Below are 21,380 nucleotides of genomic sequence, written 5' to 3' on the forward strand. Positions count from 1 at the left end.
ACCCAAATGTAACGCTTCGTTTTGCAGGAACACTTGCCTATCGTCTCCACGAACGTCCCGACAATCAGCGATTTAAGGGGTATTGATCGGAGGTATCATTATGTACGCTTCGTTCTACCCCCCTTACATCTTTGCCAGATACATCTCTTGGCGTAGGGTGCTCGAGGGGCAGTGCTGCATGAAGGGAAAGTAGCTGGGGGCGGAGAGGGTGAAGAGCCAGCCTTCGCTCTTACCCTCCTTCTCTGCCAGCTCGCGTGCTACGGCGAGTGTCGAGAGGGGAAGCCCTTCGACCGCAGCGGCATCATCGACGAAGAGGCGGAAGCGCTGCTGGTCCTTGAGGTTGTTTTGTCCGAAGGTGAGGCTCAGCTCGCTCAGCTCACGCTTGACCTCGCGCAGTCGCTCCTTCTCCTCGGCTGGGAGCTGGGCACCGCTCTCGCTGAAGCCTTCGTAGCAGCGCTGGAGGAGGCGCAGGTCTTCGGCATCGAGCTGGAGGCTCTCACGTGCCTCCCATACCTGGCGTATACGCTCGAAGAGGGGTTCGGAGAGGGTGATGAAGGAGGAGAGTGCTGATAGCTCAGGGCTAACCTCCTGACTGATCTGCATCAGTTCGTCCGTAGCCTCAGCGTGTAGGAGGTTGTAGAAGCTACCTGATACCCACTCGAGGAGGGCACCGGAGCGCTCGAGAGCAAGGATGGTATTGGCGAAGGTGGGGGCTTCGGGTGAGGCGATGATCGCCTCTACCTCACGGCGCTTCTCTTCGATAGCCAGATGGAAGGCCTCGCGGAAGTCCTCTGTCTTGAATTGGTCGAAGGCATAGGCTCCGTGAGGGAGCTGGCTGGGCTGACAAATACTATTCATGTCGTCAGTGATACACGGGAGGGTGAAAAGAAAGCTACCTGCCTTCGTCGCAGCCACGCGAAGGGGCAGGCGAAGGCAGGTAGCCGTATGGTGTATCCCTCCAGCGGAAGGCCGCAGGGGTAGGATACGTAGGGATCGACGTCTTAGAGGCGGTCGTTAGAGCCGAGGACGTTGATGATCTTGTGTTCGTAGAGCTTCTTGAGAGACTCACGAGCTGGACCAAGGTACTTACGTGGGTCGAATTCAGCAGGGTTTTCTGCGAAGACCTTACGTACAGCAGCGGTCATAGCGAGACGGCCGTCAGAGTCGATGTTGATCTTGCAGACAGCGCTCTTAGAAGCCTGACGGAGCTGCTCTTCGGGGATACCGACAGCATCCTTGAGAGCACCACCGAACTTGTTGATCGTAGCGACTTCGTCCTGAGGTACGCTGGAAGAACCGTGGAGTACGATGGGGAAGCCAGGGATCTGCTTTTCGATCTCAGCGAGGATATCGAAGCGGAGGGGGGGAGGTACAAGGATGCCGTTAGCATCGCGGTGGCACTGCTCAGGCGTGAACTTGTTAGCACCGTGTGACGTACCGATAGAGATAGCGAGTGAGTCAACACCCGTCTTGCTGACGAAGTCAACAACTTCTTCGGGCTCGGTGTAGGTGTGGTGCTCAGCTACGACATCGTCTTCGATACCAGCGAGGACACCGAGTTCACCTTCGACCGTCACGTCAAACTGGTGAGCGTACTCAACGACAGAGCGTGTCAGAGCGACGTTCTCGTCGTAGGGGAGGTGCGAACCGTCGATCATCACAGAGGAGAAGCCCATTTCGATGCAGCTCTTGCAGAGCTCGAGGCTATCACCGTGGTCGAGGTGAAGGGCGATCTGAGGATTGGGGCAGCCCAGTTCCTTAGCGTATTCTACAGCACCCTGAGCCATGTAGCGCAGGAGCGTCTGGTTAGCGTACTTACGTGCGCCGCTGGATACCTGAAGGATGACGGGAGACTTGGTCTCTACTGCAGCGCTGATGATAGCCTGCAGCTGCTCCATGTTATTGAAGTTGAAAGCGGGGATAGCATAGCCACCCTTGATAGCCTTTGCGAACATATCGCGGGTGTTCACAAGACCCAGTTCTTTGTAACTAACCATTACTGTTCCTATTTATAGTTGATACGTTTATCGTTCTATGCAACAAAGATAAGGGAAATATATGTAAAACGGTTAGATATACTTAAATTTTTCAGGAAGTTGAGGCTGCTCCTCTCCCCTCATAAAGCTTGTATCTTGGGGATGGTGCTGACTATTGGGGCATTCATCTCCTGATTTACCCCCTGCTCCCACCCGCTATTTATTTCACTTTGATGCGTTTGCGGGGATGGAAATGTGAGGGCGTATAAAGCACGGAGAGCCGACTCTACTCGGTAGAATTGGCTCTCTTATTTAGCCTCAGCCACTGCCTTAGCTTGCATAGAAGTTAGGGTTCTTTTCATATACCCTACTACGGGAGAATAGTAGCACCTCATATAGGAGGGAAAGACAACCTATATTGGTCGCCGGGCTGACCAATACTGCTTCGCTTCGTGACCTATATAGGTTCGCCCAGTGACCAATATGAGACTGTTGCCGCGAGTCCTGCCCTCTATTTATTGTGCTAAGGCATCGTATGTCCAGCTCAACGATATGCCCCTCCGAAGAGATACACAAGCTCTTCGCTTTATCGCGAGTATTCTTCTGATCCAGTGGAGGAAAAAGTGTCCTTCTCGTAAAGGAAAAAGCACCTTCCCGTAGTGGTTTTCTTCTATCTACGCACGTAGTTTTAAAGACCAGGCACGTCAGTCCAAATATCCACGTACGTAGATATTAGATCCACGTACGTAGTCCAAACTTATCTGCCACTCGTCCACAACTTTTATTCCTACGTGGAGCAATGGTCTCAATATAGCTTGGCTTCGTGACCTATATAGGTTCGCCCAAGGGCTCGTAGTGGGAGCTTATCCATAGGCATAAGGAAGGGTGAGATATCCCGTGAAGCCCTTATCTTTGCTCAGGTGGATTTAGGGGGATGCCCCGTGCCACTACTCTCGTATGTCCTGACTTCACTCTTATTCAAATAGACTATCATGAAGAGAACATTCAGCCTACTCTTAGCGCTCATGACGCTGACCTTGGCCTCGAGCTCCTGCTCCTTCTTCCGCTCCGCTGGGATGCAGAGCCGTCGCCACGTGCTACCCGACCAGCGCATTAGTATTGAGGAGGTGTATAGCTCGCGCGATCACCTCGGTATCTATGGTCGCCTGTACCGTCCTGTCGGAGTCAAGGGTCGCCTACCGCTCGTCATCCTCAGCCATGGCTTCGGCGTGACGCACCGTGATGGTGAGGGCTATGCCGAACTCCTGACACGCATGGGCTACCTCTGCTATACCTTCGACTTCAACGGTGGTGGGCGTGAGAGCCTGAGTGCTGGTGCGACGACAGATATGTCCGTCCTCACCGAGCAAGCGGACCTCAATGCGGTCATCAATCAGCTCAAGCGCCGCTCCGACGTTGATCCCCGATATATCACCCTCTTGGGCTTGAGCCAGGGAGGGCTGGTCTCCGCCCTCACTGCGGCATCGCGCCCCGATGATATCGCTTCGCTTATCTTGATTTATCCCGCCTTCAGCATCCCTGAGATGGTGCGTAAGCAGTGGGGTGAGTATCGGAAGATCCCTCTGGCAAACACCCTCTGGGGTATGCGTCTCGGGGAGAAGTACTACAAAGATGTGTGGAATATCGACCCCTATGCCGTCATCGGGCGCTTCCAAGGCCCTGTGCTGATCCTCCATGGGGATAAAGATCGTATCGTAGAGCAGTCCGTCTCGGATCGTGCAGCCACCATCTACAAGAATGCCGAGTACCACGTGATCCCAGGTGGCGAACACGGCTTCTCGGGCGAGGCCTTCCAGCAGGTCAAGCGCTACATCCAGACCTTCATGAAGCGATAGCTACGGCGAACCTTTCCTGATAGAAAAAGCTCCGCCCCGACCGTCCACATAGAGAGGACGATCGGGGCGGAGCTCTTTGATGAGGAGTGCTTGTGCGGGCTAAAGATTGTAGCTGAGCCCGACAGCGAAGGCCATGAGGTCGGGGTAGCCTGGGACGAAGGTCGTCGCTATGTCGAGCTTGGGGCTGAGAGCATACTTATACTCCAGCTCGCCTCCGTACCAGAGGAACTTACGCTGCCACTTGTCCGTGGGGCTACCCTCGAAGTACTTCGTGTCGACGTACCCTGGCAGGCGGTACCAGTTGCGTCGGTAGATCCATGTCGGTCCGATACCGCCGTAGAGGCGATGCCGCCCGATGTGGAAGATACGAGCACGTAGGCCGATACTCGTCACACCAGCGAGCTGGGCGGTGCAGTCAGCATAAAGCCCTTGGATACCCTTGACGGAGAGGATCTCGGGGATGATGAAATACTCGTAGGAGAGTAGGGCGCCCAGATCAACTACGAAGTAAGCCTCGGGGTCCAGGCGGTTTGGCATCAGCTTGGCATTGGGTCTCCCGCTCAGAGGATGGAAGCTGAGGCCCATGAACTTCAGGCTGATGTTTTGACGGCTCTGCCCTTGTAAGGGTAGTGAGCAGAGGATGAGCCCAATGAGGGCGTATAGGAAATGGTGTGTACGCATAGATGGAGTGTGTGTAATAAAAAAGCATAGCGCCAGCTTCTACATAGAGCAAAGGGATTGCTGTCGGAGAAGCTGGCGCTACATGCTTAGGAGGAGTGGTGCTCCTTAGCGTCGGGGCTTGGGACCCATGACGATGGTGAGCTTGCTATTGGGATGGATATCCTTGTGCGTGAAGGTGAGGCTTTCCGTGATGTCACGTCCGTTGATCGTGGCTTGCTGCACGTACTTATTCTCCTTGCTATTGTTACGCACCTCGATAGTGAAGATGCCCTTGGGGAGCTGGATCTTCGCCATATCTACGAGCGGACGGCCGATGGTGTACTCGGCCTTACCTGGGCAGACCTGATAGAAGCCCAGCGCGCTGAGGACGTACCAAGCTGACATCTGACCGCAGTCTTCGTTGCCAATGATACCCGCAGGCGTAGGCTTGTAGAAGTGGCGCAGGACGGTATCGAGGATCGCCTGACCCTTGTGAGGTGCAGCGGTGTAGTTGTAGAGGTAGGCGATGTGGTGGCTGGGCTCATTGCCGTGCGCATACTGCCCGATGAGGCCTGTGATGTCCCCCGACTGCTCAGCTCCATCGATACGTGAGGACGTGGTGAAGAGGGTATCGAGGTTGCGCTCCAGCACCTCACGACCACCCATGAGCTTGAGGAAGCCCTCCATATCGTGGGGAGCGTAGAAGCTCCACTGGTAGGCGTTGCCCTCGGTATAGTCGCTCTTCTCATGAGCGGAGAAGCGGGGGTTGAAGGGCGTCAGGAACGAGCCATCACCCTTGACGGGGCGCATGAGGTTCGTCTCACGGTCCCAGTAGCGGCGGTAGTAGAGTCCGCGCTGGTCGTAAGCCTTAGCTACGGAGTCGAGGCCAGCAGCCTCAGCGATACGGGCGATACACCAGTCATCGTAAGCCATCTCCACACCCCAGCTGACGCTCTCGGGGACGGAGTCGCAGGGTAGGAAGCCGTAGCGCTCCTTGTAGTAAGGATGGCGCGTGATGAGGTCGAGCTCACGCGTACCAGCGAACTTCTCCGCCAGATCAGCGCGATAGATCGAGCTGCGCTGTGCAGCTTCCGTCCAGTGACGCAGGTCTTCGCTTGTAGCCAGACCCTTAGCGACGAGGTCGGCGAGGATGCTCACCGAGTGGTAGGCAGGCATACAGCCCGTATAGTTTGAGGCGAGTGGCCAGCGTGGGAGGATCGTCCCTTCGTCATAGTCGCTGACGAGGCTCTTGCCATAGCGCAGTGCCTGATCGGGGTCGATGATAGTGAGCAGAGGATGCAGCGCACGATAGGTATCCCAGATAGAGAAGACGGTGTAGTGACCTTCTTCGGGGCGGGGATTCTTATGGATAGCCTTGTCCATACCACGGAAGCTGCCATCGACATCCTGATAGTTGAAGGGGGCGATATGCGAGTGGTAGAGTGCGGTGTAGAAGTTCTTGAGCACTGCTGTGTCAGAGGTCTCGATGCGGATCTTGCCGAGGAGATCAGCCCAGATGCGGCGGCTCTCGGTGCGTACAGCCTCGAAGTCCCAGTGGGGGAGCTCTGCCTGCATATTGCGCTCAGCCCCCTCGGGAGAGACGGCCGAGAGACCGACCTTCACGAGGTAGGGCGTGCTCCCCTTGGGGAGGTAGAGGTGGAGCTTCAGGTCAGCCGTGTCACGCTCGACGGCGAAGCCTGCGCTGAGTCGCTGACGCTCACCATCACGGTAGAGGGCGATGCTATCGGCAGGCGTGGAGAGGCGGAGGATGTAGCTCATCTGATGATGCTCTGCCCAGCCCTTGGTGTAGTAGGTACCGACGATCGTCGAGTCATTGACGAGGCGGAAGTCATTCCCCACGACCTTGTGTCCCCAGTTGGGCTGGAGGATATGACCGAGATCCAGGAGGAGCTTGCGGTCCGTGCTGTCAGCATAGGTGGCGCGTAGGAGCCCGACGCGGTCGGTGGAGGTCAGCTCGGTCTGGATACCGAAGTTCTTCAGACGTACCGAGTAGTAGCCAGGGGAAGCGGCTTCCTCGGTCTTGTCGAACTGAGCTATGGGGCGCAGCGTGTCAGCTCCGCTATAGGGAAGGATCGCTACATCGCCGAGGTCACCAATACCCGTCCCTGAGAGGTGGGTGAGGCTGAAGGCATAGATGACGCTGTCGGACTCATGGTAGCCACTGCTGGCATCCCATCCGATGAGGTGGGTGTCGGGGCTGAACTGCACCATCGCGTTGGGGCGTGTAGCCCCTGGGAAGGTGTGTCCGTGCTCACCCGTACCGATGAACGGATCGACGAAACTCAGAAGATCCTCGCTGGAACTACTGCCCGTAGTCTTCGAGGAGCAGGCCGGCAGGAAGAAGGCAGCCGCAAGGAGGGCTGCTGAGGACGCGGCAAGCGACCTCAGTGAATGGGGTAATAGATGCATGAGATAGGGTGAGATAGATACTTAGCTTTGGCTGGCGAAGGCTGCAGCGAAGAGACGCATCTGACGGAGCATCGAGACGAGCCCGTTCGAGCGTGTAGGGGAGAGGTGCTCGGAGAGACCTATCTCCTTGATGAAGTACAAGTCGGAGTCGAGGATGTCCTGTGGCTTCTGATCATTGAGGACACGCAGCAGAAGGCTGACGATGCCCTTAACGATGATCGCGTCGCTCTCTCCCTGGAAGTGCACGTGCTCACCGTCAAAGTGGGCGGTGATCCACACGCGACTCTGGCACCCCTCGATGATATTGGTCGGGGTCTTGTCGCTCTCGGGGAGTGGCTCTAAGGTATTGCCGAGGTCGATGATGAGCGCATAGCGGTCCATCCAATCGTCCAAGGCAGAGAATTCTTCTATGATCTCGTCTTGTAGTTCGTTGATTGTAGGCATGGAGTGTGGGTGAAGTGATTAGATGTCCTCTCGGATCGTGGTGGCTACGGTCTCGCCGACAGCACGCAGGGTCTCTATGTGGATGACGTTCATATTGTCTGCTGAGGTGTGCCAATGAGCCCCAAAGCCCGTGGCTCTATTGGGGTCGAAGTTGATGATGTCCACGCAAGGGATACCACGATAGCGGATCACGGGGCCGTGGTCATCGGTCATCTGTCCGCCATTAGCCTGGACGAAGTAGTCGCCCCAGCCAAGCTGGGCAGCAGTCTGCCAGAGGGCGGAGAGTAGGGGGCGGGCATATTCTCGTGAGAGACCCTCCCAGTAGAAGCGGGCACCTTGGGAGCCGACCATGTCGAGGAGGATGCCCCACTTAGCCTTGTAGTCACTCTGGTGGGGGTGCTGTGCCCAGTATTGTGAGCCGAGGCACCAGCTGTCTTCGTCTTCGCTCTGACCACCATCTTCGAGGTCAAAGAAGATGAAGTCCAGAGCCTTCCCCGAGGGATTTAGGCTCTCTTGACGAGCAAGCTCAAGCAAGACGGCGACACCGCTGGCTCCGTCATCAGCTCCCTGAATGGGTTCGCCCTGACGCTGTACGACAGGGTCGTGGTCAGCTACTTGGCGGGTATCCCAGTGAGCCATAAGAAGGATGCGGTCCGTACCCTCGGGAGTGCGGGTGGCGATGATATTTGTTCCCGCTGCCTGCTTGCCAAAGTGATCCTTCCCCTCGAAGCGCTGTAGGGTCACTTCGTAACCCCACTGACGTAGCTTCTGCTCTATCCAGGCTGCTGTCGCACGATGTCCTTCACTGCCAGGAGTGCGGACACCAAAAGCTACTTGCTGCTGTATGTACTGGTAGGCAGAGTCAGCACTGAAGGGAGCAGCGGTACGTCTCTCGGCGCTTTCGCTGCCCGTGCTGTCGGCACTCTGTGCTTGGCTCTTCGTGCCACCGCAGCTGATGAGAACTGCGCTGAGGCCTACACTGAGTAGATAGAGAAGGGGGGACTTAGGCATAATCTTCTTGCTCTGGGGTGAGGGGGGGATATGAGATGGCCTTAGAAGACCGAGGGCTTGTTGGGCTCGATGATGATTTCGCTCAAGGGGCGCTTGGGTACGTGATGACGCCCTTCTTCGTCGCGCCAGTAGCGGACATCCTCGGGGCTACGTGCTTCCTCGAGGATGACCTCTTCGGCTGGCTTACCGATAGCGACGATCGCATTGATAGATAGGTGCGTGGGGAGATCCAGGCGGCGTGTGATCTCACCCTTGCCGTGACCAGCGAAGATACAGACGCCATAGCCCGCATCTGTAGTCAGCAGGCCCAGTGTCTGGAGTTGGATACCTTCGTCAAAGCGAGCAGCAGGAGCAATATCGGTGTCAATGAGCTGGAGAAGGTAGGCACGAGGGCGCTCACCTACTGCGGGCCCATCCCACTCGGGGAGCATAGCAGCCCAGTGCTGGAGCTCTGTGATCTCGTGACAGAGGGCTTCGTCCGTGATGATGATATACTTCAGTGGCTGGACATTGCGTGATGATGGCGTCTGGCGGACGACGTCCAGCCAGCGGAGGATCTGCAGGCGGTCAATGGCTACCGACTCGTCAAAGCGGCGGTAGGTGCGATCCTTCTTGATAAGAGTCTCGATGAGCGAAGACATAGATAGTGGAGATTTAGTATTCGGGTAGTGCGAAGAGCCGGCGTGCATTCTCGCTGGTCTTCGTGATCAGTGTATCGTCAGTCAGCTCGTAGCAGCTGGCTACGAAGCTTGCCGTGTGGGGAAGGAAGGCTGGCTCATTGCGCTTGCCTCGCTTGGGGACAGGCGCAAGATAGGGAGCATCAGTCTCCAGTAAGAGGCGCTCCAGGGGGATGGAGGCGACGTACTCCTTGAGCGTGCTGTTCTTAAACGTCACGACGCCATTGATCCCGACGCAGAAGGAGGAGAAGGATAGTGCCTCCTCGAGCTCCTCTCGTGTGCCAGTGAAGCTGTGGAAGACTCCACGAAGCTGCGGGAGATTGACTCGACGTAGCGTATCGAAAGCATCAGCAAAGGCCTCGCGGATATGGAGGATCACGGGGATATCAAGCTTAACCGCCCAGTGGAGCTGGCGCTCGAAGGCTTCAATCTGCTCCCGCTGATAGGTCGTATCCCAATAGTAATCCAGCCCGATCTCGCCGATAGATACGTGAGGGCGCTGCGAGAGCTCCCGCTCCATATAGTCAAGCTGGGAGGTGTAGTCCTCCTTGACATAGGTTGGGTGCAGGCCAATGGTGGGGAAAAGTCGCTCGGGATGTGCCGCGCAAAGCTCAAGGACGCGAGGATAGCTCGCTGCGTCGACATTGGGTAGGACCATCTGCCCTACACCTGCCGCAGCAGCGCGTGCGAGCATCTCGTCACGGTCCTCGTCGAACTCCTCTCCGTATATATGTGTGTGGCTGTCGATGAGCTGCATGCTACTTGGTGCGACCGGAGAGGGTATGGAAGAGGGCGAGAAGGAGCTCGCGCCCTTCTTCTCTGAGGGGAAGCTGCTCGACTCCGCGATAGGCTTCGGTAGTGAGGCGCTCGATCTCTGCCTCGGCATAGAGGCGTGTGCCTGCCTTGTCGTAGAGTGCGCGTACCTCATCGATGTAGGCTCGGCGCTCCTCGGGAGTGTAGGTCAAGATCTCTTGCAGACGCTTGAGATCTTCGCCCTGTAGCTGCTCTAATGTATATAGGAGAAGGAGGGTCTTCTTAGCATTGACGATGTCACCACCGATAGGCTTACCGAAGGTCTTCTCATCGCCATAGACGTCCAGTAGGTCGTCTTGGATCTGGAAGGCCAGTCCCAGCTGGATCCCCACGGCGTAGAGTGCGCGAGCTTGCTCTGCAGTCGCGCCTCCGACGAGTGCGCCCAGCTCCAATGATGAGCCGAGCAGTACGGAGGTCTTCAGGCGGATCATCTCCATATACTCCTCGACGCGGACCTCGGAGCGAGTCTCGAACTCCATGTCATACTGCTGCCCGACGCATACCTCGAGGGCCATCTGGCTGAAACGAGGGAGGAGCTCGGCAAGTAGGGACTTGTCTGCGATCTCTGCAAGAGATGCATAGGCCTCGATACTCATCGCATCACCCGATAAGATCGCCGTGTTGTCACCCCAGCGACGATAGACCGTCTCTTGCCCACGGCGAAGTGGAGAGCGGTCCATGAGGTCGTCATGAAGGAGTGTGAAGTTGTGGAAGATCTCAAGAGCTACAGCTACGGGGAGGGCACGCTGCCAGGCTTCGGTAAAGGCGGCAGCTGCAGCGCAGGCCAAGAGTGGGCGGATGCGCTTGCCTCCGAGGCGCAGGGTGTAGTCGATGGGGGCAAAGAGCCCTTCGGGAGAGCGAGTGCCAAGGGAGCGGGCTGCGAGCTGCTCCTCTACGGCCTCACGGATGAGCTTGAGCTTCTTCTGTTGGTCAGGGTACATTGTCATAAGACGCTATTGTCGGCGATGTGCCTTTTACAAAGATACGACTTAGCCAGCGAATAAGCCCCATCGCTGAGTCTGGAGCAAAAGGAACTCGGGCAGATGCTCCATTGAGGAGAGCATCTGCCCGAGCTGTATGTGTCGTCTCCGTGAGGAGAGCGATAGATCTTACTGCAGAGAGAAGACGATAGGGATGACGTAGCGCGTACGTACAGCCTTACCCTGCTGCTTACCAGGCTTCCACTTTGGGATGGACTTGACCACGCGGACAGCTTCCTTGTCGAGTGCGGGGTCTACACCCTTATAGACTTCTACAGCGGTAGCAGAGCCGTCACGCTCTACAACGAAGCGGACGATGACCTTACCCTGGATACCTGCATCCTGTGCACTCTCTGGGTAGTGGAGGTGATCCTGCAGATACTTACGGAAGGCATTCATACCACCGGGGAACTCAGGCTGCTCTTCTACGACTTCGAAGGGCTCATCAGAGAGTTCTTCAGTAGGCGTGCCTGGGACGTCCTTGGGGCCGAAGGGGATGTTGACGGGAGGAAGATCCTTACCTTCATCGGCAGAGACGAAGGTGGGCTTTTCGACCTTGACGTTGTTGTCCACGACCTTGAATTCCTGAGGTAGCTGGATCTCGGTCTGCTGGGGCTGCTCCTGTGGCTTAGGCTCTTCAGGCTTATCCTCAGGCTGCTCTTCCTTGACGAGGAGCGCTTCTTCCATTTCGGTCTTGTGGCCAGCCCCATCAAGGTTGCCTGCTTGGGCAACAGAGCTACGCCACTCCAAGCTTACGAAGGTCAGGGAGAGTGCTACGACGAGACCCAGTAGGAGCGAGAGCCCCTTGCCCTTCTCGAGGTCAGCTTCTGGTGACTTCTTGATTTCCATACCGTTTACACTGTATCTTTAGTGGTTGATGTTGATCCTGTACGTTGCGTACACTTGTTTTCTTGACCACAAATATACGAATATATTCGTCTACATACTATATGTAGGCAAAAGATTTATCTGCGAGCTTCGTCTGAGGAGTGGTGAATGCTCGTTGAGGAGGGATAAGTACTCCTATTTTTATAGGTATAGCGCCCCCGTAGCAAGAGGACTACGGGGGCGCTATCACTTAGAGAATGGCCCGATGAGAGCCTATGGGATTCAGCTACTTGATCAGCGGGTTGTTGGTCGTTTCGTTCTGAGGAATTTCATAGACGAGGCGAGAGTCATCCCACTTGATGGCCTCTTCCTTGAAGAAGAGACTGCGAGCCGAGCGCTTGTTGTCGTACTTGAAGCGCTTGATCACCGTCAGGGCAAGGCCTTCGCCCCACATCTCGACGCGCCAGTTGTAGAAGATCTTTTCCAGCAGCTCATCGTGGTTGAGATCCGTGATAGCGGTCTCTACAGCGGAGTACTTATCAGCAGCGGTACGCTCCTTGAGGAGCTTCAGCAGGATGGTCTTTGCAGAGGCATCATCACCATTGCGAGCGGCAGCTTCGGAAGCGATGAGGTAGATCTCAGCCATACGCATGAAGACGATGTCGCTCAGCCACGTGCGGTCTGCCATCGTACCGATGGGCTTACCCGTAGCGGAGAAGAACTTGTTCCAGGGTATCCCACTCTTGGGGTGGAACCAATTCTTACGCAGGTCGTACTCGGGGATCTGATCCTGGAGGTACTTGTTGATACCCTTGCGGGCACCGACGGCAGCATAGCTATAGGTGTAGATATCCATGTGCCCCCAGAAGCTTCTCAGTGAGCCTGTGATATCCTCTGTGATATCGATAGCCCAGATGAATTCAGGAGTCTTATAGTTGTTGAAGCCGTTGGTCGTCAGCTCGCTGGCCGGGATGAGGGGGTAGTTGGCGGCTTGATTCGTGATCACGTCATTGGCTACGGCGTAAGCTTCGCTCCACTTCCCCATGTCCATGTAGGCACGAGCCAGAGCGCCCTTAGCTACTGTCTGGTCGATGTACTGGCGGTCAGCTCGCTTCATGCCAGAGACGTCCATTGCGGCGATACCCTCAGTAAGGTCCTTGACGATCTGGGTATAGACCTCTTCGATGGTAGCGAGCTTCTGTGGCTTGCTGGCATCGTCGGTAGCAGCATAGATGGGCACTACGGTGAGGCTCTTTGTATCGGTTGCATAGGGCTTGCCGTAGAAGTGCACCAGGTTGAGATAGGCTAAGGCGCGAAGCGTCTTCACCTGCCCCCAGTCAAAGATGTCCTTCATTCTTTTGGCCTTCAGATTCGGCTCCGTCGTCACTTCGGGAGGCGTCGTGTCACCCGTGCTTGAGCGGAAGAAACTATTGGCCATTGATATCGTGCGGTAGCTGATACGCCAGACGGCATAGTTGAGGCTCCCATCTCGCTTATATGAGAGTAGGCGTGCTGCCTCTTGGAACCATCCATAGCCCAGCCCCCCTTGCAGCTCCATATCGCCAGACATGAGGTCAGAGCTGATATCGAAGGCCTTCTGTGCGAAGTCATCGTGACGGCTGGAGGATTGCCCATTCTTGAAGAAGGTACTGAGGATACCATTGATGTACCCCTCGTTGATACCATCATTCCACTGGCTGGCCTTCTTGAGCTGATCGGCCGTGAATAGCTGGGAGGGATCTTGCTCGAGGAAGTCCTTCTTACAAGCCGAGAGAGCGACCAGGGCAAGTGCAGCCCCTACGAAGGTTCTTATACTTGTACGCATAGTATATAGGTGTATAAGAGGTGAGACGAATTAGAAGCTGATGCGTGCCCCTGCGACGAAGGTCGATACAGGCAGGTAGCGGTTCGTACCTGAGCCCCCACTGAGGCTGGTCATAGCAGCGTAGCCCTTACGAGCGGAGATGAGGAAGAGGTTGTCACCACTGACGTAGACGGAGGCACTGTTGAGGCCGAGGTGCTTCATCAGGCTCTTGGGCAGGTCGTAGCTGATACGAGCATTGCTGAGCGTGAGGAAGGAGCGGCTCGTGAGGAAGCGCGTAGAGGTCGAGTTAGCGAACTTAACTGCTTCCACGTTGTGCGTGAGGATGGGCAGATCCGTGTGCTTGTCCGTGCTCCAGTAGTTGCGGATATCCTTGTGCCAGTTGCGCGTGCCGATGACGCTACCGCTGCTCATCAGGCCAGCGTAGACACCGTCATAGCCCCAACCGCCGAGGCCGTAGCTGAAGTTCGTCGAGATGCTGACGTTCTTGATCTGTACATCGAAGCCGAAGCCACCGACGAAGTCAGGGATAGCGCTCTTGCCGACGAATTCGTTGACAGCCTTGTTGTAGTCCGAAGTCGTCGTCTCGGTGAGTGCCTTAGCGTCACCACCCGTGCTGATGTACTTTTCGTAGTCGGTGACGTAGGCATCATTGCCACTGGCATCCTTGTAGGTGTAGGCCTTCCACATAGGCAGCCCTTCATTGCTGACACCCTTCCAGATAGGCATATAGTAGTCGAGTACGGAGTGACCCTTCTTGTAAGCATAGTTGCCCTGGAGCTCGTAGTGCTTGGGTACGCCGAAGGGGTCGACGGGCATGATGAGCATCTTATTCTTGTAGTAGCCACCGTTAGCGCGGACGTTCACAGAGATGTCCTTGCTCTTGTAGGCCTCCCAGTTAAGCTCGACTTCAAGCCCGTTGTTGCGCAGGCGACCTTCGCTCACAGGGTAGTAGGCATAGCCAAGAGAAGGAGCGACTTGCTTCTTGAAGAGCATGTTGTCCGTCGTCTTGACGAAGTAGTCGACGTTGAGCTCGAGAGCGTTGAAGAGGCGAGACTCGAAGCCCACGTTGAAGGTGCCAGAGCGCTCCCACTGCAGGGCACTGTTACCCTTGGCGTAGAAGGAGAACGAGGGAGAGTTATTGAAGTTGTCTACTTCGTAGAAGTCGTGGTAGAGGTAGTAGTTAGGAGTAGTGCTACCGTAGGCGAGGTTCAGGGACTGGTTCCCCAGGACACCATAGCTGGCCTTGAGCTTGAGGTTGTTGATCCACTTGACAGGAGAGAGGAACTTTTCCTTGCTGATGATCCAAGCAGCACCTACCGAGCCGAAGGTACCCCAACGGTAGTCGGGAGCGAAGCGAGAAGAGCCATCTCGGCGGACTGAGGTGCTCAGGTAGTACTTGTTCTGATAGTCGTAGCGAGCTTGACCGAAGTAACTTTCGATAGCGTAGGTCAGGCGGTAGCCAGAGATATCACCACGGATGAGACCGTCATCGAGGGTGGTTACGTTCCCGAGGATGAGCTTCTTCTTGCCCGAGTAGTGGAAGTCGAGCTCGTTCTTTGTGGCTTCGTGAGCGATGAAGGCATCTACGGTGTGGTCACCGAAGGTCTTGCCCCAAGAGAGGATCTCATTGAGCGTCCAGCTGAAGTCGTTCTCATTCGTGTTGGAGATACGGCCGATCTTCGCAGCATCCCCGTAGTAGGGGTTAGCCAGCGTTTCGTTCTTGGAGGCTGTAGACTGGAAGCCGTAGGTGACGGCGAGTTTGAAGTCCTTGAGGAAGCGATACTCGAGGTTGAGGTTCCCCGTAGTGAGGTTCGTGAGGTCTTCGTCGCGGTCGAGGCGGACAGCACCAGCAGGGTTGATACCACCAGCATAGGCACGGCTACCGTCGGAAGTCTGACCGTAGTCGTAGCTCTTGCCACCAGGGATCTTGGGGTCATTGACGAGGTTCCCGTTTTCGTCGTGCTCGAAGACAGGGTAGATCGCAGGGATCTGGTTGACGAACTGGAAGCCGTTGTTGGAGTTGCTCCCCTGGCCTGGGCTCTTAGCGAGTGAGCGAGAGTAGGCGAGGCCGAGGCTCACCTTGAAGTCCTTAGTGGGGCGAACGGTGACGTTGTTACGTAGGTTCAGGCGATTGAATTCGGAGCTGATGTAGTACCCGATGTTGTCCTGATACCCCAGTGAAGAGGAGAAGTTGACCTTCTCAGAGCCACCTGATACGCGTACATTCGTTTCCGTGATGCGACCAGTACGGAAGATGTGATCACGCCAAGACTCGGGCGTGTAGAGGCGCTTGTAGCTGTTGTTGAACTTGCCCGTGTTCACATCGATCATCTGACCTGAGCCAGCCTTCCAGAGATTGTAGTGGTCCCAGATACCAGTAGCATCTTCGCCACCTGCGAGGATCCCAGGGAAGAAGAGCAGGTCGGCTGCGTTCTTTGGTGCATCAGCGATGGTCTTGCCATCGGCGAACTTAGCCTTGGGGTTGTTGTAGAGCTGGGTGAGCTTATCCTTGAGGCCGAAGCGTTCGTAGGTGTTCTTCATGGCCTCGTAGGCTACCTCCATATATTCTTCAGGAGAGTCGATGACATCGTACTGGGGGAGATAGCGGACGTTGATCCCACTCTTGATCTCGGCGTCGAAGGAGAGACGACCAGCCTTACCCTGCTTCGTGGTAATGAGGACGACCCCGTTAGCAGCGCGTGCCCCGTAGAGTGCGGTAGCCGAAGCGTCCTTGAGGACCGTGAGGTTCTCGACGTCGGCCATGTTGAAGCCGCTGAGGAGGCTGGTGTAGGGTACCCCGTCGATGACGTAGAGAGGTGACGTGCTGGAGTTCACAGAGCCGATACCACGGATCTGTACCGTAGCGGCTGCACCAGGCTGACCGCTGGTCGTGAAGACCTGGACCCCAGGAGAAGCCCCTTCGAGAGCCGAGGTGATATTAGATCCCGTCTTCTTCGTTAGGCTGGCGACGTCGATACGAGCCGCTGACCCCGTGAAGGAGTTCTTAGTCTGCGTGCCATAGGCGACGACGACGACCTTATCGATCGACTTTTCCTCATTCTTTAGGGTGATCTTGAGCTCTTGCCCCGTGATGGCAACGGTTTGGGTGAGGTAGCCAATGCTGGAGACCTTGAGGGTCTTAGCCTCGGCAGGGAGACGGAGCGTGAACTTCCCGTTGACGTCGGTCAAGACCCCGTGGGAGGGGAACTCGACGCAGGTCACGGATGCGGCGACCACGGGCTCCTTGTCATCTGCAGCGATGACGACACCGGTGACGGTGACTTGCTTTTTCTGAGCCCACGCTACTCCAATAGAAATGCAGAGGAGTAGGACGAAGAGTAAACTCTTTCTCATTAGACTTGTGGTGATTAGGGTGAAACGGATGTTAGACTGCTGTGGGGAAGTGTGACCCTTGGGTGATGATTCCTCGGTCGTCATCTCGCTGTGGTAAAGATGTGACGTGTGATATTTGATGTGTGTGCCACTGCGAGATGAGGAGCTCTGTTGAGGAGCATGCGGCCGCTTGCCACAAGCATTCCTGCGGTCTGGTGGTAGTGCAGTCTGTCGATGTGAGGGTAGGTGGTACTCGTATCTCCCTCGTTCCATGGCAGTCTGTGTGCTATACCCAGACTCTATGAGCAAAGGTAGCAATCTTTCTTTTCTAAGCAAGTCCGCTGGTAAATACCTTCTTTCATAGGTGCTATGCTTCTCTTTTATAGCCTTTTAATTATCTGTAAGATGGTGCGTTCCCATACGGATACTTACTTAATTTCTTTATGTAGGGTGCGTATATGCTACCGCACGTCGCGCTACTTCTGGCACGTGTATGAGAAGTCTTTGTGTTGAGTAGTACCGAGGATAAGTAGGAGGAGAGTCCCTGCCGAATGTCTGCTATCAGATCATTCGGCTGGGGCTCTCCCTTATGTTGCTATGGTATAGTGGTGTAGACTACTCCTTTGCCTAATAAGGCAAGGAGGCCGTGTGCTGTCTACCTCTATCCGTAGCTACTTATTGCTCTTGCGGCGGTTGCAGTCTCGGCAAAGCATCTGTAGATTCTCTATCTCGGTCTTCCCGCCCTTGCTCCAAGGCTTGATGTGGTCGCCCTCCATCTCCTCGTACTTGTACTTCTTCCCACAGCAGGTGCAGATCCCGCCCTGCTGCTCGTAGACGGTGCGCTTTTGGCTGTCGCTGAAGGCTCGGATGCCGAGCACGCTCGGGTCGTCGTTCCCGATCGCCTTCTCCAAGACGTACTTATAGATGCCACTCTTCTTAGTCACATCATCATCAGCCATCAGGGTGGCAACCTCCTTCTCCAGTGCTATTGGGTTGTAGGTGTTCTTGTGGTATCTATTGTAGTAGATCCCCCAGGGAAGCCCTTTCATCTCCTTGCGATAGATGGGGAAGAGCAGCTCGACCCATTCGATGCCACGTCGGAAATAATCCCAAAGGTCTTGGGCATTAGGATTCAGCTGGTGCTTCATCATGCACTCCTCGATGCTTTGCTTGGGGTTCTCTCGGTCACCATACCAATAGATCACGGTCTCCAGGTAGTCCTGTCGGTTAGCTGTTCCCTTGAGGTACTTGCTCCCAAGCCCGTAAGCGGCACAGCCCGTCTTGCTGAAGTAGCGCTTCGCATCTGATACCCAGGGTCCTGTATAGACCGCATTACGTAGCTCTTGGTCGGTAAGCTCTTCGCCTGCGATATTGATGGTCTTGAACCACTCGAGCTTCTCACTCTCTGTCCCATCGCAGATATAGACGGTGAGCTCGTAGTCGAGGAGTTGCGCCTGGAGGTTCGTAGGAAGCGTGTGGAATGCCTGAGGCTGCTTGATGCCAAAGAGTCCAGCACAGGAGAAGTCCCCATCGAGGAAGGTGCAGATAGATAGCGTCCTTTGCTGGCCATCTATGAGCTCATAGTGCCCATTCCCATGATCAGCCCAGTACATAACGTTTAGCGGATAGCCCTTGCTAAGGGTATCGATGACCGCTTGCTGTTGCTCGGGCTTATAGACGAATTCGCGCTGGTAGGCAGGGCGCACATCCAGCTTGCCTCCATAGGCGACGACACCCTTGTCGCCGTTGTCTTGATATCCGTTGAATAGATCACGGACTTTAATGTGTACGAGTTGAATGTTCATAAGCTCTTGCTATTTGCGTTTACGGATAAGTATGCGTGCGTATACGATTCGCCCTTCTACACTCCCATCCTTATCTTTAATTAGGCCATGGGGCTTTTGGGGAGCTCTATTCCCGATGATAAAGTCATTCGCGTCGAGTATCTCGAACTGATCGGGGTTGTGCTTATCCAGGTAGGTAATGGGTACTCCCATTACTCCGTCATAGTCACAGGGAATATCAGCGGTCTTATTTACGTTGATCGCATCGTAGTTATCGTAGTGGGGGTATTCCTCTGGCCTATACTTCTTGTGAAGGATAAGTGCCTGGTGACGTTGGGGAAAGTCTAAGTTGGTAAACCAACGTACACCCTTCATGCGTATGAATTTTCGCCCGTCACCATCTATGCGGGAACTCGCAGCTTCCAGGGGGTAACTGCTTGGTATCTCAAACTCACGGTCTCCGCTATGAATGCTTGGCCCTAGCCAGATCTGCTCACTCTGTACGAAAGGGAAGATCTCCTTATAGGTGACGGCATTTATATTACCGATGATGATAAACTTCTTCTGGTATTCGATCAGCTGAGCGATGTATTCACGGAAGAGAGAGAAGGGAGGATTGGTGACGACGATATCTGCTTCTTTGAGGAACTCGATACACTCTTCACTGCGGAAGTCCCCATCCCCTTTCAGCGGATGCACGAGTCCAGCGATATTCGGGTTAGGTGGCATGCCGATATCTTCTCCCTCGTAGACGAGGTAGACCGCCTGCTCGGTCGCACTGACAGAGAAGAGATCTGGATTTTGATTCTTGTAGCAGGTCGTGATGAGCTTCTTGAGACCGAGGTGATGGAAGTTTAGGACGAAGTAGTAGAAGAAGTTGCTCATCCTAGGATCGTCACAGTTGCAGAGCACCGTCTTGCCTGCGAAGTGTCCTCGATAGTGCTTGAGCTCAGCGTCGATGTCCGCCAGCTGGGTGTAGAATTCATCCTTCTTCCCCTTCTTGGCTTGAGAGAGTTGGTTGTTTGCCATAAGCGCATAGCATAATTGGGCGCTGGCTATCTCTCGGGTGGGCTACTCAGGGCTTGGGTACAAAGAGAAGCGTAGACGCGCCTCTCTCCGTACCTTCAGGCCCTAGGAATAGCCCACGTCACAAGAGATAAGTCACGCCTACGCTATGCGCAGGCGTTCACTGACTTATTCGAGCGACGTAGCTTAGAATTTCCTAGGTTCGAAGGTACTTTCCGAATAAATAGCAAACGCTATGTTAGTACTAAAGATGGAGTGCTATTGGCAGACGCTTCTGCCCGACTCCAAGTGCAAAGGTATGGATAATCGGATACCTCCGCAATGGTAGGAAGACTGCATCGGAGTGTGAGGAGTAGGTGTGTGCGCTACTGCTTTTCCTCTGGACTTTCCTTGCTTAAGTGAAGGCGTATAAATCATGCTTCGCGAGGAGGTGAAGTGAAGCAATAGTTGTTTGTGTCTGCTTCAATAGTTGTTTGGGGTACAAACGAATAGTTATTCGCATACGAAACGAATAGTTGTTTGCACCTCAAACCAATAGTCGTTCGTGTGCAGACCAATAGTTGTTTGTGAATAGATCTATTGAGCTTCATCCGTGACCCCTATAATGACAAGGCGCATTAGTTGGGTAGGGAAGAGGTCTCTTATAGGGGCCTTTTCGAGACCTTCGTATAGAGGGTGATGTGAACCTATATTGGTCGCTGGGTTGACCTATATAGGTCGCATCAACAACCTATATAGGTTCGCGCGACGACCTATATAGGTCAACCCAGCGACCAATATAGGTTGATATTATGTCCTTCTATGAGGCTCTGGTGAGGTATCGCAGTCGGAGCTTCTGTCGTATGCGGATGGTGTGGGAGAGGGACTAATGCTCAGCCCTCCTCCTATAACATATAATGTACGCGCGCAAGGTGGAGTGCTTGCGTGGAGAAGTAAGTGTGCGGGGTTCGTAATAGGTATATGAGTACGTGGGTAGAGCTCTATAGGATGGCGAAGAAAGCTATATAGCTTTGTGAAGCGACCTCTATTTAGGTTGTTGCTCTGCGTAGGGGTAAAAGTTGTGGACGAGTGGCAGAAATGTTTGGACTACGTACGTAGCTCTAATATCTACGTACGTGGATATTTGGACTGACGTACCTGGTCTTTAAGACTACGTACATAGACAGAAGAAAACCACTACGTAATGGCGCTTTTTTCTTCACGAGAAGGATACTTTTCCATCCGCTGGATAAGAGGAATATGCGCGATAAAGCGAAGGGCTTGCCTGATCTCTTCGGAGAGGCATATCGGGGAGCTGGGCGCACGATGCTTTAGCACACTAAATAGAGTGCGGGACTCTATGCAACAGTCACTATTTGGAAGTACGGGTATTATTGCCGTATCTTTGCAGTCGCAAGTCAGGCGGACGAGCGGCGAATGACAGGGTTTAGATCGAGAGTGGTAACGAAAAAGTTTCGCTCAAGATTTGGTGGAGTGAAAACTTTGCTTTACCTTTGCACTCGCAAAAGAAACGAACGGCCTAGCGGCGACGCGGGTAGTTTGACTTCGAGAGATCTTTGAGATAATTGATATTGACAAACAGAAGTGTAGTAACAAACGTTTAGGGAAAAGAAGACCTAACCGTCAATTACGACCTTTACTTAGGTAGAGATACACTAATAAATCTGAAGCAAGAATCATTTTTAGAGCAAGACAAACAGAACAAAGTACAATAAAAATATTGACAATGAAGAGTTT

Annotated in this window: 15 protein-coding genes; 1 reads left to right on the forward strand and 14 read right to left on the reverse strand. The window is 54.6% G+C overall.

The annotated features are described in order from the left end of the window. Positions 1-123: 123 nt before the first annotated feature. Together KO088_RS08745 and KO088_RS08750 are read right to left on the reverse strand one after the other, a co-directional pair. Positions 124-858, reverse strand: a complete 735-nt coding sequence (locus KO088_RS08745; protein ID WP_215494419.1) for a gluzincin family metallopeptidase — start codon at positions 856-858, stop codon at positions 124-126. A gap of 143 nt (positions 859-1,001) precedes the next feature. Then, positions 1,002-1,997 (reverse strand): class II fructose-bisphosphate aldolase, encoded by a 996-nt coding sequence (locus KO088_RS08750; RefSeq protein WP_044124235.1) that lies wholly within the window; start codon positions 1,995-1,997, stop codon positions 1,002-1,004. A gap of 971 nt (positions 1,998-2,968) precedes the next feature. Between KO088_RS08750 and KO088_RS08755 the strand changes: the two genes are divergently transcribed. Beyond that, complete coding sequence (locus tag KO088_RS08755; protein ID WP_215494420.1) at positions 2,969-3,832, forward strand: alpha/beta hydrolase family protein; 864 nt, start codon at positions 2,969-2,971, stop codon at positions 3,830-3,832. Between the two features lie 99 nt (positions 3,833-3,931). On the opposite strand, the gene KO088_RS08760 is transcribed toward KO088_RS08755, so the two are convergent. The 12 genes from KO088_RS08760 to KO088_RS08815 all read right to left on the reverse strand — a co-directional run bounded on the left by KO088_RS08760 (position 3,932) and on the right by KO088_RS08815 (position 19,646). Continuing rightward, positions 3,932-4,513 carry a hypothetical protein gene (locus KO088_RS08760; RefSeq protein ID WP_215494421.1) on the reverse strand — a complete coding sequence of 194 codons (582 nt, stop codon included), beginning with the start codon at positions 4,511-4,513 and terminating at the stop codon, positions 3,932-3,934. 105 nt (positions 4,514-4,618) lie between these two features. Continuing rightward, entirely contained in the window at positions 4,619-6,922 is a 2,304-nt protein-coding gene (locus KO088_RS08765) for a GH92 family glycosyl hydrolase (protein ID WP_215494422.1), read from the reverse strand. A gap of 21 nt (positions 6,923-6,943) precedes the next feature. Then, entirely contained in the window at positions 6,944-7,366 is a 423-nt protein-coding gene (locus KO088_RS08770; protein ID WP_215494423.1) for a SufE family protein, read from the reverse strand. A gap of 18 nt (positions 7,367-7,384) precedes the next feature. Further along, the gene (locus tag KO088_RS08775; protein WP_215494424.1) at positions 7,385-8,377 is read right to left on the reverse strand and encodes a M28 family peptidase; all 993 of its coding nucleotides are present in this window, start codon (positions 8,375-8,377) and stop codon (positions 7,385-7,387) included. Between the two features lie 41 nt (positions 8,378-8,418). Beyond that, positions 8,419-9,018, reverse strand: a complete 600-nt coding sequence (locus KO088_RS08780; protein ID WP_215494425.1) for a nitroreductase family protein — start codon at positions 9,016-9,018, stop codon at positions 8,419-8,421. Positions 9,019-9,031: 13 nt separating this feature from the next. Next, positions 9,032-9,811, reverse strand: coding sequence for a TatD family hydrolase (locus KO088_RS08785; RefSeq protein WP_215494426.1), 780 nt, complete (start codon positions 9,809-9,811; stop codon positions 9,032-9,034). A 1-nt stretch (position 9,812) separates the two neighbouring features. Continuing rightward, positions 9,813-10,814, reverse strand: a complete 1,002-nt coding sequence (locus KO088_RS08790; protein WP_251419917.1) for a polyprenyl synthetase family protein — start codon at positions 10,812-10,814, stop codon at positions 9,813-9,815. A gap of 162 nt (positions 10,815-10,976) precedes the next feature. Further along, positions 10,977-11,696 (reverse strand): energy transducer TonB, encoded by a 720-nt coding sequence (locus KO088_RS08795; protein ID WP_060935163.1) that lies wholly within the window; start codon positions 11,694-11,696, stop codon positions 10,977-10,979. Positions 11,697-11,961: 265 nt separating this feature from the next. After that, positions 11,962-13,500, reverse strand: a complete 1,539-nt coding sequence (locus KO088_RS08800) for a RagB/SusD family nutrient uptake outer membrane protein (protein WP_215494427.1) — start codon at positions 13,498-13,500, stop codon at positions 11,962-11,964. A 30-nt stretch (positions 13,501-13,530) separates the two neighbouring features. Continuing rightward, complete coding sequence (locus KO088_RS08805) at positions 13,531-16,854, reverse strand: SusC/RagA family TonB-linked outer membrane protein (RefSeq protein WP_215494428.1); 3,324 nt, start codon at positions 16,852-16,854, stop codon at positions 13,531-13,533. Positions 16,855-17,504: 650 nt separating this feature from the next. Beyond that, positions 17,505-18,638, reverse strand: a complete 1,134-nt coding sequence (locus tag KO088_RS08810; protein WP_215494429.1) for an HNH endonuclease family protein — start codon at positions 18,636-18,638, stop codon at positions 17,505-17,507. Between the two features lie 9 nt (positions 18,639-18,647). Next, positions 18,648-19,646: an adenine-specific methyltransferase EcoRI family protein gene (locus KO088_RS08815; RefSeq protein ID WP_215494430.1), complete on the reverse strand. Its 999-nt coding sequence runs from the start codon at positions 19,644-19,646 to the stop codon at positions 18,648-18,650. Positions 19,647-21,380 lie beyond the last annotated feature (1,734 nt).

The sequence above is a fragment of the Porphyromonas bobii genome (genome assembly GCF_943169685.1).
Classification (GTDB): domain Bacteria; phylum Bacteroidota; class Bacteroidia; order Bacteroidales; family Porphyromonadaceae; genus Porphyromonas; species Porphyromonas pasteri.

Coding starts and splice junctions, on each gene's coding strand:
- KO088_RS08785 (WP_215494426.1), bottom strand. CDS start 9,811: ATGCAGCTCATCGACAGCCACACACATATATACGGAGAGGAGTTCGAC.
- KO088_RS08760 (WP_215494421.1), bottom strand. CDS start 4,513: ATGCGTACACACCATTTCCTATACGCCCTCATTGGGCTCATCCTCTGC.
- KO088_RS08805 (WP_215494428.1), bottom strand. CDS start 16,854: ATGAGAAAGAGTTTACTCTTCGTCCTACTCCTCTGCATTTCTATTGGA.
- KO088_RS08795 (WP_060935163.1), bottom strand. CDS start 11,696: ATGGAAATCAAGAAGTCACCAGAAGCTGACCTCGAGAAGGGCAAGGGG.
- KO088_RS08775 (WP_215494424.1), bottom strand. CDS start 8,377: ATGCCTAAGTCCCCCCTTCTCTATCTACTCAGTGTAGGCCTCAGCGCA.
- KO088_RS08750 (WP_044124235.1), bottom strand. CDS start 1,997: ATGGTTAGTTACAAAGAACTGGGTCTTGTGAACACCCGCGATATGTTC.
- KO088_RS08745 (WP_215494419.1), bottom strand. CDS start 858: ATGAATAGTATTTGTCAGCCCAGCCAGCTCCCTCACGGAGCCTATGCC.
- KO088_RS08815 (WP_215494430.1), bottom strand. CDS start 19,646: ATGGCAAACAACCAACTCTCTCAAGCCAAGAAGGGGAAGAAGGATGAA.
- KO088_RS08800 (WP_215494427.1), bottom strand. CDS start 13,500: ATGCGTACAAGTATAAGAACCTTCGTAGGGGCTGCACTTGCCCTGGTC.
- KO088_RS08790 (WP_251419917.1), bottom strand. CDS start 10,814: ATGACAATGTACCCTGACCAACAGAAGAAGCTCAAGCTCATCCGTGAG.
- KO088_RS08810 (WP_215494429.1), bottom strand. CDS start 18,638: ATGAACATTCAACTCGTACACATTAAAGTCCGTGATCTATTCAACGGA.
- KO088_RS08755 (WP_215494420.1), top strand. CDS start 2,969: ATGAAGAGAACATTCAGCCTACTCTTAGCGCTCATGACGCTGACCTTG.
- KO088_RS08765 (WP_215494422.1), bottom strand. CDS start 6,922: ATGCATCTATTACCCCATTCACTGAGGTCGCTTGCCGCGTCCTCAGCA.
- KO088_RS08770 (WP_215494423.1), bottom strand. CDS start 7,366: ATGCCTACAATCAACGAACTACAAGACGAGATCATAGAAGAATTCTCT.
- KO088_RS08780 (WP_215494425.1), bottom strand. CDS start 9,018: ATGTCTTCGCTCATCGAGACTCTTATCAAGAAGGATCGCACCTACCGC.